Genomic DNA, 16089 nt, shown 5'->3' on the forward strand with positions numbered 1-16089 from the left:
GCGCCTCCGCCCAGCGCCAGCCCCCGGGGTGCTGTAGGTACCATCGGGCCCCTGATCAGCATCCTTGATCAGACAGCGGCAGCCATGGCAACGCTGTGCTAAGGTGCACACATCAACATGCATTTCAGGATGTCGTATGTCCAGCACGATGACGGTTCCCCTTGATTCCGAGCTGAAAGACCGTTTGGAATCCTTGTCTGGGGCGACAAATCGCTCTAAATCCTTTCTGGCCGCAGAAGCCATTCGCGAATATGTTGAGCTCAACGAATGGCAAGTGGGCGAGATCCAGAAGGCTATCAATGAGGCCGATGCCGAGGATTTTGTCCCTGACGAGACAGTGAAGCAATTCTTCAGCAAATGGGATGTTGATGCAGGTTAAGTGGCTCCGAACTGCGCTACTGAATCTGGAGCATGAAGCAGAGTACATCCGCCAAGACAACCCGGCTGCAGCTCGCTTGATCGTGCAGCGTGTTCGCTCAGCGGTGAGCAAGCTACAGGAAAATCCTGCTATGGGTCGACCCGGTCGAATTACGGGCACCCGGGAGTTGGTGGTGCCAGATACCCGCTATATCATTCCGTATCGGGTAAGGCACGAGTATAATCGGATCGAGATACTGCGGGTGTTTCATTGCTCCCGGAAGCCGCCCGAACACTGGTGGCCGGTCTTCAGCTTGGTGCAAACAGGTCGGCTTGGCGGAGCCGCTTGATTGGGCCGAAGCTTTTGCGGTGCTCTGGGGTTGGGCCTAGTTGGCTCAGGGCCTGCAGGTGGGCCTTGGTAGGGTAGCCCTTGTGTTTGGCCAGGCCGTAGCCGGGGTAGCGGCTATCCAGCGCCTGCATCTCGCGGTCGCGGGCGGTCTTGGCCAGGATGGAGGCGGCGCTGATGGCAGGCTCCAGGGCATCGCCACCGATCAGGGCGCGGGCGGGCATCCGCAGTCCGGCGGGGATGCGATTGCCATCGATGAGTGCCTCGGTCGGCTGGATGGATAAGGCCTCTATGGCCCGGCGCATGGCCAGCAGGCTGGCCTGAAGTATGTTCAGGGCATCGATCTCCGCCGCCTCGGCCCGGCCCAGGGCCCAGGCCAGGGCCTTGGCCTTGATCTCCGGCTCCAGCTGTTCGCGGCGTTTTTCGCTGAGTTTTTTGGAGTCGTTCAGACCGAGGATGGGCCGGGCGGGGTCGAGGATCACCGCCGCGCTGACCACGGCGCCGATCAGCGGCCCGCGTCCGGCCTCGTCCACCCCGGCGATGAGGATCAGCCGTTCAGAGCGCATGACCGCGGCTCCTGAGCAGTTCCAACACCGCATCGGCCGCCAGCCGGGCGCTGTCCAGGCGCAGCTCGGCGTGGATTTCGGCATAGCGCTGAGCGATTTGCTGGCGCCGCTCGGGGTCTTCCAGCAGGGCCAGCAGGGCATCGGCCAGGGCCTGGGGCTGGCAGCGTTCCTGGATGAACTCGGGGGCCAGCTCGGCCTGGGCCAGCAGATTGGCCATGGCCACCCAAGGCACCCGCAGCAGGCGGCGCACCAGGGCAAAGCTGAGGCCATTCATGCGATAGGCCACCACCATGGGGCGCTTGTGCATCAGACCCTCGATGGTGGCGGTGCCCGAGGCGGTGAGCAGCAGATCGGCGGCGGCCATGGCCAGGTGAGAGTCATCCAGCAGCTGGATCGGCGGCGGATCGGCCAGCGCCGCCAGCTGGGCGCGCACCTGCTGGCCCTGGCTGGCCCCGGCCAGGGGCAGGATCAGGCGCAGGCCGGGACGCTGGCGCAAGAGCAGCCGCACGGCCTGGATGAAGGGCCCGGTCAGGCGCTTGATCTCGGCGCCGCGGCTGCCGGGCAGCAGGGCCAGCACCTCGTCATCCTCGGTCAGACCGAGCCGGGCGCGGGCACCGGCGCGGTCGATCTGCAAGGGGATCTGTTGCGCCAGCGGGTGGCCGACGTAGCGGGCGTTGACGCCGTGTTTTTGGAGAAATTCAAGCTCGAAGGGAAAGATGGACAGCACCAGGTCACAGGCCTGGGTCAATATACGCACCCGGCCCTGACGCCAGGCCCAGAAGCTGGGGCTGACGTAGTGCACCGTGGGGATACCGGCGGCGCGCAGTTGGCGCTCCAGGGCCAGGTTGAAGTCGGGGGCGTCAATGCCGATGAACAGGTCAGGACGGCTGGCGAGAAAGTGACGGGCCAGCTGGCGGCGGGCGCGCAGCAGGCGGGGCAGGTGGCGCAGCACCTCGAACAGGCCCATCAGCGCCAGCTCCTCGGGCGGCAGCAGACTGCGGCAACCGGCGTCTTGCAGGCGCGCTCCAACCACGCCTTCGAACTCTACCGCGCCCAGCCGCTGCCTGAGTTCCAGCAGCAGGCCCTCGCCCAGGCGATCCGCCGATACCTCATAGGCCATGATGGCGATGCGGAGCATGGCTTAGCCTAGCAACGCCAGAACCAAGGATCGGATCGCAAAGCAAGCGCAAAGAACGCAAAGCATTACAAGCGTTGTGAACCCGTGACCCGGATGCAGCAAAGCGATCCCTATCGGCATACTGGCCAGCGGGATACCCGGATATCTCCCCCGGGATTGAAACCCTTGCTCAAATGTAATTCGCATTCGTTGCGTTGACTGCTCGTAACCGACAGCGCACATAGCACTTGATCTGACCTGGATCATTTCCATTGCGAATACCCTTTTGTTATGCACCACTAGCAAAAATAAAACCGTTACCTTTTCCATGCTATGACACTCTCATCCACCAAACCGCGCGGCTAAACCAGTGAGAGTTCTATTCTCAGCAATCTCATCATGTGGAATCAGCAGGTAGCGCCATGGCTTACCGCCATAGGTGCTCGCATGGTCCGATGCATTGACACACCATTTGATCGCCACTTCCTTTTTGGCAATTACAATCGGATCATCCAGTTCCTTGCGCATTTTTGGTTCCAACATGTAGATCATGTCGGCCGTCTCGGCCACGAAGTCCGGTTGGTATTCCGGATGGTCCGCGCCTGACTTGTAGTAGATCTGAAATTGTCCTTTTGCCGGCTTGAACCAACGAATGGCGTCGCGTTCAAGTATCACCGCCAGCTTGCGTTCCGTGTCGGAGTCGAATTTTTGCACGGGATAGAGACAACGCTGGAAATTACCGAACAGGTATCTCGCCATATTGCTCTTGTCCGCTGGAGCAACCCGGTAATCGGCGGGCGGTTCTTGCACGGAAGAGGTATAGGCGCTCTGCTTCAGCTCGGTGAAGCCCTTGCTGACCTTCACTTCATATTAATCGTTGCAAAAGTATTGGCAGTTTATCCCAAGGCTTCCAATATATACCGGGTGCTGTCCATTCTGAAGAAACTGCGAATGAGCGAGCCCTGCTTCTGGATAGAGCGCAGTATGGACGTCAGGTGCCGCTTCATATCGCGCAGGTTGAATATTGAAAGTTGGCTCAAGCGTCGCTTGGCATGGTTCCACACCTGCTCATCGGGATTGAGCTCCGGGGAATATGCGGGCAGGAAAGCCAGCAGTATCTTGCCCTCCTGTTCAGCGATGAATCGCTGCGTTTCCTTGCTGTGGTGATAGCGGGCATTGTCGGTAATGACCAAGATCGGCTGGCCGGCATCACGGTGCAGCTTTTTCAGGAAGGCGATAAATTTCGTCGAGTTCATTTTGTCTTCGATAAAGCTGAAACGCATGTCGCCGCGAGGCGAGACCGCGCTGATCACCTTCAGACCAAAGCGGCCACCGCTGTTCTTCACCACGGGCGTTTGGCCGATCTTGCCCCAGGTCAGGCCGCGATGGGCATCACTGCGCACTGCAGCCTCATCCACGAAGAAGATGGCCGCGCCAAGGCGCTGCGCCTGTGCCACGGCCTCGGGAAAGGTTTCCTTGAGGTAGCGGTCGATCTTGCGCGGGTCTTGCTGGTAGGACTTGTAGATGGGGCGCTGCGGGCTGAGGCCCAAATGCCTCAGCAGACGACTGACGGCGCTCTTGCTCAGTTTGACCTTGCGTTCCTTTTCGATCAGCGTCCGTAAGGCATTGAGTGTCCACAGGCAGAAATCGAACTGGTACTGCTGCGGGTTTCCCAGGGTTACCGCGTAATAGACCCAGCGCATGTCTTCCGTTGACAGTTTGCGCGGACGGCCACTGCGCGCTCCCTCACGTAACGCATCCCAGCCACCACTGCGATACAGAGACAGCCAGTTAAACACGGAGCGTTCCGGCACATTGTAAATTCGCTGCACTAAATGCACAGGCTCTTGCCTCAACACGATGGCCTCGACCACCTCCCTACGGCGCTGTTCACGTATTTCGATCTGTGTGCTCATGCAGCCAATTATATACTGCCATTACTTATGCAACAATTAATACCCTGCCGCCTCTTCCCAATAATGTTCCTGCATCTGCACGTGAATAAACCGTGCGATATCCCGTTGAAAGCAGCGCAGCACTTTGCGTGACTCTTCATCGGAGAGATAGGTCTGAAAATGGCGCACCGTTTGTGACGCCAGGTCGTAGAGCAGGTCGGCATGCTCATCGTAGGAAATATCATCGAAATCCACAAGACCGCTCACCACATAATCTTCCAGCCGCTCTTCTTCGATACCGCCTCGACCAAGCGCCAGGACTTCACGCTCATTGGTGCGCAGCGTCTGAATCCATAGCTCATCTGACACCGCCGGATATCTCAATGTATCCAGGTTCAGCGTAAAGGGCTTGAAGCCTGACTGCACCTCACCCCGAGGCACCACCAGGATGCGTGGGATATCGATCGTCTGTTGCGTGACCAGCTCCACGGTCCTGGCCACCACGGCGGCGATGTCCGGCTTCTCGGTCAGACCTTCTAGTTCCATTTGTCCCGGCGTGCGTTGCTCCTCGACCGCTCTGACGATGGCGGCCTGAATCTCCGGCTTCTTCAGGTGTTCGACCGTCGGCAATGACTGCGGCTGATTTTCATATTGTTTGATAACCTCGTAAGCAATCTGCGCGACTTTTTGTTCTTCCGGCTTACTGAATGCAGGCGCCTCATCCTGCCCGGCCAGGGTCGTACTGCTCGTCACCTGTGCAGGCTTGAATCCCAGTCGGGTGGCCAGCTGCGATTGCGAAACCACCGTAACTGTTTTCTCTCCCAGTTCATCTGCATCCAGCACTACTGCCTGCAGCCGAATGGTGGAATCCGGTTTATTGGCCTCCTCGATGATCTCCTGGAACTTGTCATGGGCGATGATATTCAGCCGGTCCAGGGCGGTCACGCCAGTACGTTTGCCATAAGGCAAACGCAGACCACGTCCGATGGATTGCTCGATAAGGATGCGGGCATTGGCGGCTCGCAGAGGCACAATGGTGTAAAGATTGGTTACGTCCCAGCCTTCCTTGAGCATGTTGACGTGAATCACAATCTCGGTCGGCTCGGAGGTCAGCTCGACCTTGAGCAGGCGCTCCACCATCTCATCCTCCTTCGCGCCGGTCTGGCTGGAATCCACCTGGATAACTTTATCCTTGTAGCGTCCCTCGAAAAACCCGTCCGATTGGATCAAGGACAACAACTGACCCGCATGAGTCGTATCCCGCGCGATCACCAGCAAGAAGGGCTTGACGATAGCGTTACCGCTTTCGCGAGCGTAGGTCTCCAGCTCCACCTTGACACTTTCGTGCAGACGCAAGCCGTCTTCGAGCTTCAGGCGCTCAATCTCTTCCGCCGACATCCCGGCCGGGTTGAAGTCCTTGCGCGTGACCACCGCTGGCTCTTTCACAAAGCCATCGGCCATGGCCCTGCCCAGCGGATAGTCGTAAATGACGTTCTTAAAGGTTACCGCTCCGCGCGCCGACTCTACGCAGGGGGTAGCCGTCAGCTCAAGGCCAAGGATAGGTCGTAATTCATTGATCGCCCTGATCCCGGCGCTGGCACGATAGCGGTGTGATTCATCCATCAACATCACCAGATCAGGCAACCCGGCCAGATAGTCGAAGTAACTCTCACCGATGTATTCCGACAGCCGTTTGATGCGGGGAGATTTGCCACCGCGCACCTCAGAATTAATCTTGGAGATATTAAAGATGTTGACCCGCACACCACCAAACAGCGAGCCACTTGCCGGGTCACGCTGGTCGTAATTGTCGCCAGTAATAATGGCAGGTGTATTGGTTGCAAACTCCGCAATCCCCTTGAATACATACTTGGGCGTGTTAGGCGTGAAGTCCGCAATCAGCTTGTTGTAGATAGTCAGGTTCGGCGCCAACACAAAGAAGTTGTTGATGCCATGGGCCAGATGCAGATAACTGATAAAGGCACCCATAAGCCGCGTCTTGCCTACGCCGGTAGCCAGGGCAAAACACAGCGAGGGAAATTCGCGCTCGAAATCGGTAACCGTCGGAAACTCGCTGCGGATAATCTCCAGCACCGCATTGATGTCCGGCTCTTTACCGGGTGGCGCAATCTCCGTGATGCGATCGAGAATCTCCAGCGATCGACGCTGCGGTGGGCGCAGGCTCAGACGGCCGGTAATGGAATTGACATGGCGGTTCATTTCTTGCTGGTTCCTTTTTTCTTGACTGCCTTCTTAGACGGTGCATTTTGCGGAATAAGAAAACGTAGCTCCCGACGCAATTCCTGTTGCAACTCTTCCACAGTCGGTAAATAGAGTTGGTAACGGCTCGTGAATATATTGCGTTTCAGTTGCTCACCCAAGGTGTATTTCACCACCGCGTCATTCTTGTCCGGGCACAGGATCAGCCCCAAGGTGGGGTTGTCCCCTTCGGTGCGTCGCTCGCGGTCGTAATAATTCACATAGAACTGAATCTGCCCCAGGTCAGCGTGCGTCAGCTTACCCACCTTCAAGTCGATGAGAACATAACACTTCAGAATGGCGTGATAAAAAACCAGGTCGATGTAAAAATGGTCACCGTCAAGGGTAATGCGCTCCTGCCGTGAGACAAAGGCGAAGCCCTTACCAAGCTCCAGCAGGAAGGTTTTCAGATTACCGATCAGCGCCTGTTCCAGCATCGATTCAACCAGACGCGGTGACTCCGGCAAACTGAGGAACTCCAGCACCATCGGATCCTTGAGTACATCCATAGGTCGTGTTACCTCCTGACCTTGACGCGCCAGTCGCATCAGTCCCTTTTTGTCGCGGCTTTTTGCCAGCCGGTCGAACAACAGGCTGCCTATTTGCCGAGACAGCTCGCGCACCGACCAAGCGTTGTTAATCGCCTCGACCTCATAAAACGCGCGGGCCTCCGGCCTCGTCACCCGTAAGAGACTGCGGTAGTGGCTCCAGGACAGATTCGGACTCACTAGTGTCCCGTTAAATTATCGAATAAATCCAATTGCTTAGGGTTGCCATGGTCTTCCTGCGCGCGATCTCTTAAATTAAGTACTTGTTCTATAGATGTTTTCTCAAACAAGGTTAGGCTCAGAACCTGTAGGATTGTGTAGAGATCGGCCTTGATGTCGTGGCGCTTTTTGATGATGGCCACGAGCACGTAGACTGAGATGGCAATCCAGATTTGGCTTTTGACCGCATTCTCTGTGGTGCCGAAAAACGACTTGATGCGTAGATGCTGCTTGATCCATTTGAAGAACAACTCCACTTGCCAGCGATAGCGGTATAGGTCGGCCACCGTCTGTGCCTTGACGCTGAAATTGTTGGTCAGAAAATCGAATGTCTTGCCGGTCTGGGTATCGTGATACTTGATCCGGCGTAACGGCTGCGGGTAATCGACGGCTGAGCGCACACCCGTGAGTACGACGGTCTGATCGCAGCGCACCCCGCCGGCGGTGTCGACGGGATGGGAATAGCGGCGCCGATACTTGGTATTGGATTTGGCGCGGATGACAAAGAATGCGCCTGCGGCGTTCAAGGTGAATAAGCGTCGGAAGTCCACATAGCCACGGTCCATGATGTAGAAAGCGCCCGGTTCCGGCAGCAACATATCGAGGGCGTTGACGTCGTGTACCTTGCCGTCCGTGATATGGATAAACGTGGGGATGTTGCCACGCAGGTCCAGCAGGGTATGAAGCTTGACGGCAGACTTGGTGGTACGAAACAGCGCCCAAGGGAATATCGATAGACACAGGTCGATGGTGGAGGCATCCAGCGCATAGACCGTATTGTCCAGTTCCAGCCCTAGGTCTTCGTCGGCATAGAGAGGGCGGGCGACACGAATCAGGGCTTGTGCGAAGTCGGCGTAGATACGCCAGTCCCGACGCTCGTTGGCTTTTGCCAGGGTATTGCGCGCGACGGAGGGAGCACGAAGCCCCATGTGATAAAGCTTGCTCTGGTGGGCACGAAGGCAAGCCTCGATGTCGCGCAAGCTCTCCCGATAAGTGAGCTGGGCAAAGGCCATGACATAGTATTGGTCGAGACAGCGGAAATGCTTGACGTAGTGTTCGCCTCGATAGCGAGCGACACAACGCCGAAAAGTGTGCAGTGGCAAGTGCGCCATGACCTGCGAGAAAATCAGCCTGCCGGTGTACATGATCTATCCTCGTTGGAGTCCAGCAGGAATGATCAATGGGTATCGGATCGATTTTCAAGTTGCTAACACCACAAATTTTAGAAATTACCAAATAGAAACATTATCTTGCAGGGATCTATGGCTTTTTTAACGGGACACTAGTGATTCGGACTCAAGGTACCCGGTTGCCATGAACCGTCGGACTCCGTCCTGCTCGATTTCCGAGACACCGTCTCGGAAATTATGGGAAGACTAAAATTCCGTGACACCGTCCCGGAAATCAAGTGCGGGTATTCAAGATAGAACTGCCGAAACGCCTCCAGATTGTCCACCGAGTAACCACGGCCAACCTCACGCCCCAAACGGTCAGACAAATCAGCCAACAGCTTGCGGCCATAGTCAGCACGTTTCATGCCTCCTTGTTCCTCCTCCACAATCTCACGCCCGATCAGCCAGTTTGCCAACACCTGCGTGGTATTGACCGTGCGGGCAATACTGGCGTGGGCCGATTCGAGAATCTCCCGGATGCGGTCGAAAAGAGGCGCGGCAACTGGCGCTGGTTTCTTAGGCTTCGTTGCCATGCTATTCCTCCCCCTCGCCAAACAGCGACGCCTGCCCCGAATTTGCTTTTTCCTCCCTCTCCCTCCGGGAAAGGGTTGGGCTGAGGGAATCCTGAATTGAAGGCGGTGCCTCCGGCAGGTTCTCCACCTTGAGGCTGTAATCATCGTGCCCCCACTCGCAGCGCTTGAGTACCGCTAGGGGGATCTTTTTCACTGTCAAATTTGGCCAGCGCTCCGCCTTGCCCCGGAAGGCAGAGCACAGCACCAACAGGCTCCGCTCCGTGCCCACGTCCTCGCTCAAGGCATTGAGCTGGTCGGCGGTCAAACTCTGTGTGGTGACATAGATGAAGTCCCGCTCGGTGGAACGGCCGTGCTGCCAATACACTGCATCCGATGGTGCATAGGTGAAGCCCTCCAGCTTGCAGGCCGCCTCCGCCAGCATGGTGGCGTTGAATTCCTTGCTGATGACCCAGTTGCCCCACTTGTCCTTTTCCAACAACGAGGGCGCAAGTTTGTAATAACGGAAACCGCCGCCGCCTTGCCAGTTGACGGCCTTGCTGATGCCGCCCTGGTCCGCACCATCCACCACCTTCTTGAGGCGGGGAATGATGTGCGTATGGCAGTGCTCGCCCAACTCGATCATGATCCAGCGGCGACCCATTTTGTGTGCCACGGCACCGGTTGTGCCAGAGCCGGCGAAAGAGTCGAGAACAAGGTCGCCTGGATTCGTGGCGATGTGGAGAATACGTTCGATGAGGCGCTCTGGTTTAGGTGTATCAAACGATTCATCCGCGCCATATAGTGCATGCATTTCCCTCTTTGCCTCATCAGTGTGCCCTGCGTCTTCATGTGGCCACCATGTCCATGGGGCCATGCCCTCAATGTCCTTTAGAAATTGAATACGAGAAGGAACAGCATTTCCATCTTTTCCGAAATAAACTCTATTATCTCGCAATAGTTCATTGTATTTGCTTTCGATAACCTTCCAGCACGACCCCGCTGGTGGTTTATGTCTCTTACCTGTTATCGGTGAACTAATTTCGTACATCTGATTAGGTCTATAGCCCTGTGCTGAAAGAGAAACTGCTCGCCACAGACCCCCTGGATCATTGTTTGGATTCTTATAAACTTTTTTTTGCTTCTCACCTAATGGCAGCTTATTCCGAATAGCCTTGAAGGTTTTCTTGTCCTTTACATAAGTCAACACATATTCATGAGCATCCCCAATAGCTTCACGATTTTCTCTCGAATAACGCTTCTGCCATACGTTTGTAGCCAGGAAACTACCCCTTCCACAGATCTCATCCATAAGTACCCTAAGGTATGGCATCTCTCTATCATCAATAGAGATCCATATCGTCCCCTCCGTTGGATGAAGAAGTCGCCATAGAATGGCAAGTCGTTCCCGAACAAGAGATAACCAAAGAGAATGTTCCACTCCATCGTCGTAGTGTTCAAATGCACTTCCAGTATTATATGGCGGATCGATATAAATACACTTCACCTTCCCAGAAAACTCCGCCTCCAACGCCTTCAACGCCAGCAGGTTGTCCCCGAAGATAAGCCGGTTATCAAAGATGTCGTTCTCCGTTACCCGATGTTTGGCGTGGTGGGACTTCTCCGAGTCTTCCAGCAGAATCCTCGGCTCCAGTTTCGACCGGTTTTCTTTACCGATCCAGGTGAGTTCTAGTCTTTGTTTTTTCATATCAATGCTTCAATTCTGTGAATTCAGGCAAGCAATTGCTCCAGTCTTTGCAGCCATCCGTCGAAGCGCGGACACGTCTGGCGCATCGCATCCAGACCGATATCGCACGCGATCAGCGGGCCGTGGAAGGTTTTCTCGTATTCTGGCATCAATGCCAGAATACGTTTTGATGGTGCGGTTTGCGGGTTGTCATTAATGTCCTCCGGACCCTGGTGTTGAACAACAGAACTCAAACCGGCCACAACATCTATACTATCCGTCCAGTCAGAGAATTTTTCGGGCTGCACGAATAACAGCGCCTCGAACTCATGCACCATCAGGTTTGGAATGAAGTTCGGCTCGTTCACATCCTGTGTCAGTGCGGCCTCAAGAAATGCCGCTTTTTGGGCGCCGTTACCGTTCAAAGGGTATTGTGCGGACGACTTGCCGGGAAAGTCATTGGGCAATGCATAAAGGTCAAACATGGTCGAAACGCAGGCAGTGCGATCCTGCCTGCATAGGCGAATTAGCTGCGGTCTGATCTTGCCATAACTCGTGACGCCACCTTTATAACCCGGGCTTGTGCGTACGATAATTGGTGTGATGAACAGACTCGACCTGGCATAGTTCGGAGTGAGCAATTCACGGACGAAGGTTTCCTCGGTCTGGCCTTCTACGAGCAGATATAGCCGCTTCATTTCGCCGGCCTCCCACCGAGCAAGTTCTTCTTCCATAGTTCACCGAGGGTGAACTCATTCAACCATTCCGAAAGTGCCGTGACGTCGGGCCGTTTTAGTGTAGAGCCTCCCTCCAGTTTATCTACGATGATGAGATCCTCCACCTCGAATTCGTTAACTAGCTCGACAGATTGGGTGGAGACAATCATTTGATGCTTTTCCGAGGTGGATTTCATCAACGCACCGAGCACGGTGATCGCGTAGGGGTGTAGGCCCAACTCAGGCTCATCCACAAGAATCGTGGCTGGCATGAATTGCTCAGGCTGTAACAGCACTGTGGCAAGGCAGACGAAGCGAAGCGTACCGTCGGACATCGCGCTTGCGGAAAAAGGTACGTCCTGTCCAGCCTCAGTCCACTCCAGCTGGATTTTTTCCCTGTTATCTACTGTCGGGCGAAGATGAAAATCACCAAAAAATGGAGCGACGAGCTGAACGGCTTTCACGATACGCTTGTAGTGCGACTCGTGTTGATTTTTGAGGCGATATAGGAATGCCGCGAGATTACGAGCGTCATCGCGCAGATATTCATTGTCGTTAATACCATGAATCTGCTTGACCAGTGCGCTTTGGCTGGTGTCATGAAAATGATAGACCCGCCAACTACGCATGGCCGGTACGACATAATCATAAATATTGGTTTTGCCCTTCTGCGATTCGGCATAGGACTCAAAATGTCCCGACTGCGGACGCCAATCGCCATGCATGTTCCACCAGAGACATTCGTTCGCGAACATTATGCGATTGTCTTGGGTCGGGGTGAGTATGAACTTGTAGCCATTGTTACCGAAGTACAGCTCAGCGCTCAATTGCTCAGTCTTCTTACGGCCGAAGTAGAGCAACGCATCCGGTCCACCAGCCGACCCCACTGACGCCTGTAGTTGCTGATCCAGAATTCGGCTGATCAGTCGAAAAAAACCAATGAAGTTGGATTTACCTGCACCATTGGCACCGATCAATAAATTCAACTTTCCCAGTTCAAGATCACATTCTGCTATGGATTTGTAGCCGTGCAGGATCATCCTGGAGATTTGGTTTAAATCGTTTACTTTTTTAATCATCTCAACACCCGGTTGTTAGACGGAACATCATGCGGTGTCCATTGCACAAAGAACAGCCTATCGCATTCATCCTAATAAGAGCATTTGGCCACAGAGCCACAGAGCACACAGAGAAAAAATCAATGAGTTAGAAAGCGAACATTTAACACCTTCTAGGTGAGTCTGGTCTGAGATGTAAATCATTGAAACAATTCTGTGATCTCGGCTCTGGCTCCAGGCTTCGCTCTACCTCCTCCGTCGGGCCTACAGGGAGGTAGGTCATGCCAAACCGATGACTGGATCATCGGTGGCCCTGGAGTCGTCGGCTTTGGCTCCAGGCTTCGCTCTACCTCCTCCGTCGGGCCTACAGGGAGGTAGGTCATGCCAAACCGATGACTGGATCATCGGTGGCCCTGGAGTCGTCTGTGTCTCTGTGGCTTAACTGAGGAATATAGGATCAAGGATCTCTGCCCGGATAGCAGAGCCAGCCCGTGTGAAAACAGCGAGGACAGGCAACAGAGGTCTATTTAGTTCGACCGGTGTTTCGCAGGGGATCATAGCCTTGTGGCTACCGACAAAATCCTCGCCAAATCCCTGTGAGAGCGCGGCCAGCACCTGGGCAGGTGAATAATCAAACAGGGGCTTGAACGCCTCGGACATTACATAGGATCTAACCTTGGTGTCGTAATCGAGATTTTGGGCACCAGCTCTCTATAGAGGGTGATATCGAGCGTTGCCGCCGCCTCCCCAATACCAAACCGGGACACAACAGCCAACCTCAGCGGGAAGCTGACTGCTGACAACTGGTGGCCGCTCCCCATCAGCGCACTATGCCACGGTTGCTATCCTGCAGGAATTCGCTCAGGCAGAGCAGTTCGCTGTGGCCCTGGGCCAGCTCGGCGATGGCCTGGCGGGACTCTTCCAGCTTCAGGCCGGATTTGTACAGCAATCGGTAGGCCTGCTTGAGGGTGCGCTGGGCCTGCTCGGAGAAACCACGGCGGGCCAGGCCCTTGCTGTTGATGCCGTGGGGCTCGGCCGGGTTGCCCGCCACCAGCAGGTAGGGCGGTACATCCCGGGTGATGGCCGTGTTCATGCCGATGAAGCTGTGGGCACCGACCTGACAGAACTGGTGCACCAGGGCGAAACCGCTGAGGATGGCCCAGTCCTGGATATGCACATGGCCACCGAGGGAGGCGGCGTTGGACATGATGACGTTGTCGCCGAGGACGCAGTCGTGTGCGACGTGGGTATAGGCCATGAGCAGGCAGTCATTGCCGATGCGGGTCTCGCCCCGGTCCTGCACCGTGCCCCGGTTGATGGTGGCGTATTCGCGGATGGTGTTGCGCTCGCCGATCTCCAGCCGGGTGTTCTCGCCGGCGTATTTCTTGTCCTGCGGGGCATCGCCCACCGAGGCGAACTGAAAGATGCGATTGTCCCGGCCGATGCGTGTGGGTCCCTTGATCACCACATGGGAGCCGATCACGCAGCCGGGACCTATCTCCACCTCCGCACCTATGACGCTGAAGGGGCCAACCACCACGTCATCCGCCAGGCGGGCGCGGTCATCGACCACCGCTCGGGGATCAATCATCTCAGTGCTCCCGCGAGGTACACATGATCTCGGCACTGGCGGCCAGGGCACCATCCACCCGCGCCTGGGTGCTGAACATCCAGATGCCGCGCTTGCTGCCCTTGATCACCACCTCCAGGTCCAGGCGGTCGCCGGGCTCGACCATGCGCTTGAAGCGGGCCTTGTCTATGCCGACCAGATAATAGAGGGAGCGCTCGCTGGTCTGCTCCGGGGCCGATTCCATCGCCAACAGGCCGGTGGCCTGGGCCAGGGCCTCAAGGATGAGCACGCCGGGCATCACCGGCTTGGCCGGAAAATGGCCGGCGAAGAAGGGCTCGTTGTAGCTGACGTTCTTATAGCCGCGCAGCCGCTCACCGACCAGGCATTCTTCCACCCGGTCGATGAGCAAAAAGGGATAGCGGTGAGGCAACAACTCCATCACCCGTTTGATATCCATGGAAATCAATGGTCTTCTCCCGCGCCGGGGCGCCGCTGTGGTTCGGATGGGGTGTCTGAGTGGCGCTCAAGCCGCGCCTCCAGCTGTTTGATACGCCGCTCCAGCTGTTCCAGTCGGCGCAGTTGTGCCATGTTCTTCAGCCAGTCCTTGTTCGGCTGGGCCGGCAGGCTGCTGCTGTAGCTGCCCGGCTCCTTAAGCGAGCGGGTCACCAGGCTTTGGGCATTGACCTGTACCCCAGCGGCCAGCTCCAGGTGGCCGAGCACGGCCGTGGCACCGCCCAGGGTACAGTGGCGGCCGATGCGGGTGGATCCGGCGATACCGCTGCAGGCGGCAATGGCGCTGTGCTCGCCCAGCTCGACGTTGTGCGCGATCTGGATCAGGTTGTCCAGCTTGACCCCGTCGTGAATCCGCGTATCCCGCAGCGAGCCACGATCGATACAGGTGTTGGCACCGATCTCCACGTCATTGCCCAGCTGTACACCCCCCAGCTGGGGTACCTTGACCCAGCTGCCGGCGTCGTTGGCAAAGCCAAAGCCATCGGCCCCCAGCACGGCACCGGGCTGGATCAGCACCCGCTCGCCCAACACCACCCCAGCCAACAGGGTGACCCGTGCCAACAGGCGGCAATCGGCACCGATCTGGCAGTTGGTGCCGATGATGCAGCCCGGGCCTATGTCCACCCGCTCGCCCAGCACGGCACCGGACTCGATCACCGCCAGCGGGCCGACCCGCACCGACTCGGCCAGCCGGGCATCGGCCGCCACCACGGCGCTGGGATGCACCCCAGGCGAGCGCACAGGCTCGGGATACAGCAGGCCCGCTGCGCGGGCGTAGGTCAGGTAGGGGTTGTCTGAGATCAGCGCGGCACAGGGGCAGTCCGCCAGCCAATCCTGGCGCAACACCACCGCCGAGGCCTGGGTCTCGGCCAAATGACGCCGGTATTTGCGGTTGGCCAGAAAGCTCAGGGCACCGGGCTCGGCGTCCTCCAGGGGGGCAATCCGATCAATCGGGGTGGCCGGATCGCCGCTATGGCCGACACCCAGCGCCGATGCCAGTTGTTGCAGGGAATAGCGCAAGCCAGGCCGTCCGGATCAGTTCGCCCCCAGCTCCTTGAGGATCTTATCGGTCAGGTCGATGCGCTCGCTGAAAAAGACCACGCCGTCCTCCACCACCAGGTCAAATTCATTGGCCTTGGCGTATTCGCGGATGGTCTCGCCGATCCTCATGCGCAGGCGGTTGGACTCCTCGTTGCGGCGCAGGTTGAAGTCCTCGCGGAAGGCGGCACGGTCGTTGTTCAGCTTGCGGGTGCGCGAGAGTATGTCTTTCTCCAGCCGACCACGCTCTTCTGCATCCATGCCGGGGCCGTCCTTCAACAGCTTCTGCTCCAGCTCTTGCAGGCGTTTCTGCTTGGCCACCAGGTCGCTCTCGCGGGACTTGAACTCGTTTTGCAGCAGCAGTCGGGCCTCTTCGTACTGGGGCGAGTTTTCGACGATCTTGGCCGAGTTGACAAAGCCGATCTTCAGCTCCTGGGCGACAAGCCAGGTCGAGCACAGCAGCAGGCCAAGGGCCAGCAAGGGGCGGGAAAAACGCATCAATTTACACCTCCGGTACGG

General features: G+C 56.9%; 15 protein-coding genes and 2 pseudogenes. 2 read left to right on the plus strand and 15 right to left on the minus strand.

Annotated features, from left to right (window positions below; genetic code table 11):
- Positions 1 to 136: 136 nt before the first annotated feature.
- Both D5125_05915 and D5125_05920 read left to right on the plus strand, forming a co-directional pair.
- Positions 137 to 379 carry a ribbon-helix-helix protein, CopG family gene (locus tag D5125_05915; GenBank protein ID QFY89049.1) on the plus strand — a complete coding sequence of 81 codons (243 nt, stop codon included), beginning with the start codon at positions 137 to 139 and terminating at the stop codon, positions 377 to 379.
- Positions 369 to 707: a type II toxin-antitoxin system RelE/ParE family toxin gene (locus D5125_05920; GenBank protein QFY91070.1), complete on the plus strand. Its 339-nt coding sequence runs from the start codon at positions 369 to 371 to the stop codon at positions 705 to 707. The genes D5125_05915 and D5125_05920 overlap by 11 nt, the downstream gene beginning before the upstream one ends.
- Here D5125_05920 and rnhB read toward each other — a convergent pair.
- The 15 genes and pseudogenes from rnhB to D5125_06005 all read right to left on the minus strand — a co-directional run bounded on the left by rnhB (position 667) and on the right by D5125_06005 (position 16068).
- On the minus strand, positions 667 to 1269 hold the full coding sequence (gene rnhB, locus D5125_05925) for a ribonuclease HII (GenBank protein QFY89050.1): 603 nt from the start codon (positions 1267 to 1269) through the stop codon (positions 667 to 669). The two genes, D5125_05920 and rnhB, sit on opposite strands and share 41 nt — an antisense overlap.
- The gene (gene lpxB / locus D5125_05930) at positions 1259 to 2407 is read right to left on the minus strand and encodes a lipid-A-disaccharide synthase (GenBank protein ID QFY89051.1); all 1149 of its coding nucleotides are present in this window, start codon (positions 2405 to 2407) and stop codon (positions 1259 to 1261) included. The genes rnhB and lpxB overlap by 11 nt, the downstream gene beginning before the upstream one ends.
- A 321-nt stretch (positions 2408 to 2728) precedes the next feature.
- On the minus strand, positions 2729 to 3250 hold the full coding sequence (locus D5125_05940) for a hypothetical protein (protein QPB72216.1): 522 nt from the start codon (positions 3248 to 3250) through the stop codon (positions 2729 to 2731).
- A 32-nt stretch (positions 3251 to 3282) separates the two neighbouring features.
- Entirely contained in the window at positions 3283 to 4302 is a 1020-nt protein-coding gene (locus D5125_05945; protein QFY89053.1) for an IS630 family transposase, read from the minus strand.
- 51 nt (positions 4303 to 4353) lie between these two features.
- Positions 4354 to 6501, minus strand: a pseudogene (locus tag D5125_05950) (DEAD/DEAH box helicase family protein).
- Positions 6498 to 7262, minus strand: a pseudogene (locus D5125_05955) (DUF1016 family protein). Before D5125_05955 ends, D5125_05950 begins: the two co-directional pseudogenes overlap by 4 nt.
- A gap of 5 nt (positions 7263 to 7267) precedes the next feature.
- On the minus strand, positions 7268 to 8452 hold the full coding sequence (locus D5125_05960) for an IS4 family transposase (protein ID QFY89054.1): 1185 nt from the start codon (positions 8450 to 8452) through the stop codon (positions 7268 to 7270).
- Between the two features lie 137 nt (positions 8453 to 8589).
- Positions 8590 to 9012: a DUF1016 family protein gene (locus D5125_05965; GenBank protein ID QFY89055.1), complete on the minus strand. Its 423-nt coding sequence runs from the start codon at positions 9010 to 9012 to the stop codon at positions 8590 to 8592.
- Position 9013: 1 nt separating this feature from the next.
- Positions 9014 to 10696 (minus strand): site-specific DNA-methyltransferase, encoded by a 1683-nt coding sequence (locus D5125_05970; protein QFY89056.1) that lies wholly within the window; start codon positions 10694 to 10696, stop codon positions 9014 to 9016.
- 23 nt (positions 10697 to 10719) lie between these two features.
- The gene (locus D5125_05975; protein ID QFY89057.1) at positions 10720 to 11373 is read right to left on the minus strand and encodes a DUF4276 family protein; all 654 of its coding nucleotides are present in this window, start codon (positions 11371 to 11373) and stop codon (positions 10720 to 10722) included.
- The gene (locus D5125_05980; protein ID QFY89058.1) at positions 11370 to 12470 is read right to left on the minus strand and encodes an AAA family ATPase; all 1101 of its coding nucleotides are present in this window, start codon (positions 12468 to 12470) and stop codon (positions 11370 to 11372) included. The genes D5125_05975 and D5125_05980 overlap by 4 nt, the downstream gene beginning before the upstream one ends.
- Before the next feature lie 799 nt (positions 12471 to 13269).
- Positions 13270 to 14040, minus strand: coding sequence for an acyl-ACP--UDP-N-acetylglucosamine O-acyltransferase (gene lpxA, locus D5125_05990; protein ID QFY89060.1), 771 nt, complete (start codon positions 14038 to 14040; stop codon positions 13270 to 13272).
- A gap of 1 nt (position 14041) precedes the next feature.
- A complete protein-coding gene (gene fabZ, locus D5125_05995; protein ID QFY89061.1) occupies positions 14042 to 14476 on the minus strand; it encodes a 3-hydroxyacyl-ACP dehydratase FabZ in 435 nt (144 codons plus the stop codon).
- 5 nt (positions 14477 to 14481) lie between these two features.
- Entirely contained in the window at positions 14482 to 15552 is a 1071-nt protein-coding gene (lpxD, locus tag D5125_06000; protein QFY89062.1) for a UDP-3-O-(3-hydroxymyristoyl)glucosamine N-acyltransferase, read from the minus strand.
- Positions 15553 to 15567: 15 nt separating this feature from the next.
- Positions 15568 to 16068: an OmpH family outer membrane protein gene (locus D5125_06005; protein ID QFY89063.1), complete on the minus strand. Its 501-nt coding sequence runs from the start codon at positions 16066 to 16068 to the stop codon at positions 15568 to 15570.
- Positions 16069 to 16089 lie beyond the last annotated feature (21 nt).

The organism is gamma proteobacterium SS-5 (assembly GCA_009497875.2).
Lineage (GTDB): Bacteria > Pseudomonadota > Gammaproteobacteria > Chromatiales > Chromatiaceae > Magnetovirga > Magnetovirga frankeli.

Coding starts and splice junctions, on each gene's coding strand:
- D5125_05920 (QFY91070.1), top strand. CDS start 369: ATGCAGGTTAAGTGGCTCCGAACTGCGCTACTGAATCTGGAGCATGAA.
- lpxA (QFY89060.1), bottom strand. CDS start 14,040: ATGATTGATCCCCGAGCGGTGGTCGATGACCGCGCCCGCCTGGCGGAT.
- D5125_05960 (QFY89054.1), bottom strand. CDS start 8,452: ATGTACACCGGCAGGCTGATTTTCTCGCAGGTCATGGCGCACTTGCCA.
- D5125_05975 (QFY89057.1), bottom strand. CDS start 11,373: ATGAAGCGGCTATATCTGCTCGTAGAAGGCCAGACCGAGGAAACCTTC.
- D5125_05980 (QFY89058.1), bottom strand. CDS start 12,470: ATGATTAAAAAAGTAAACGATTTAAACCAAATCTCCAGGATGATCCTG.
- lpxB (QFY89051.1), bottom strand. CDS start 2,407: ATGCTCCGCATCGCCATCATGGCCTATGAGGTATCGGCGGATCGCCTG.
- fabZ (QFY89061.1), bottom strand. CDS start 14,476: ATGGATATCAAACGGGTGATGGAGTTGTTGCCTCACCGCTATCCCTTT.
- D5125_05970 (QFY89056.1), bottom strand. CDS start 10,696: ATGAAAAAACAAAGACTAGAACTCACCTGGATCGGTAAAGAAAACCGG.
- rnhB (QFY89050.1), bottom strand. CDS start 1,269: ATGCGCTCTGAACGGCTGATCCTCATCGCCGGGGTGGACGAGGCCGGA.
- D5125_05965 (QFY89055.1), bottom strand. CDS start 9,012: ATGGCAACGAAGCCTAAGAAACCAGCGCCAGTTGCCGCGCCTCTTTTC.
- D5125_05945 (QFY89053.1), bottom strand. CDS start 4,302: ATGAGCACACAGATCGAAATACGTGAACAGCGCCGTAGGGAGGTGGTC.
- D5125_05915 (QFY89049.1), top strand. CDS start 137: ATGTCCAGCACGATGACGGTTCCCCTTGATTCCGAGCTGAAAGACCGT.
- D5125_06005 (QFY89063.1), bottom strand. CDS start 16,068: ATGCGTTTTTCCCGCCCCTTGCTGGCCCTTGGCCTGCTGCTGTGCTCG.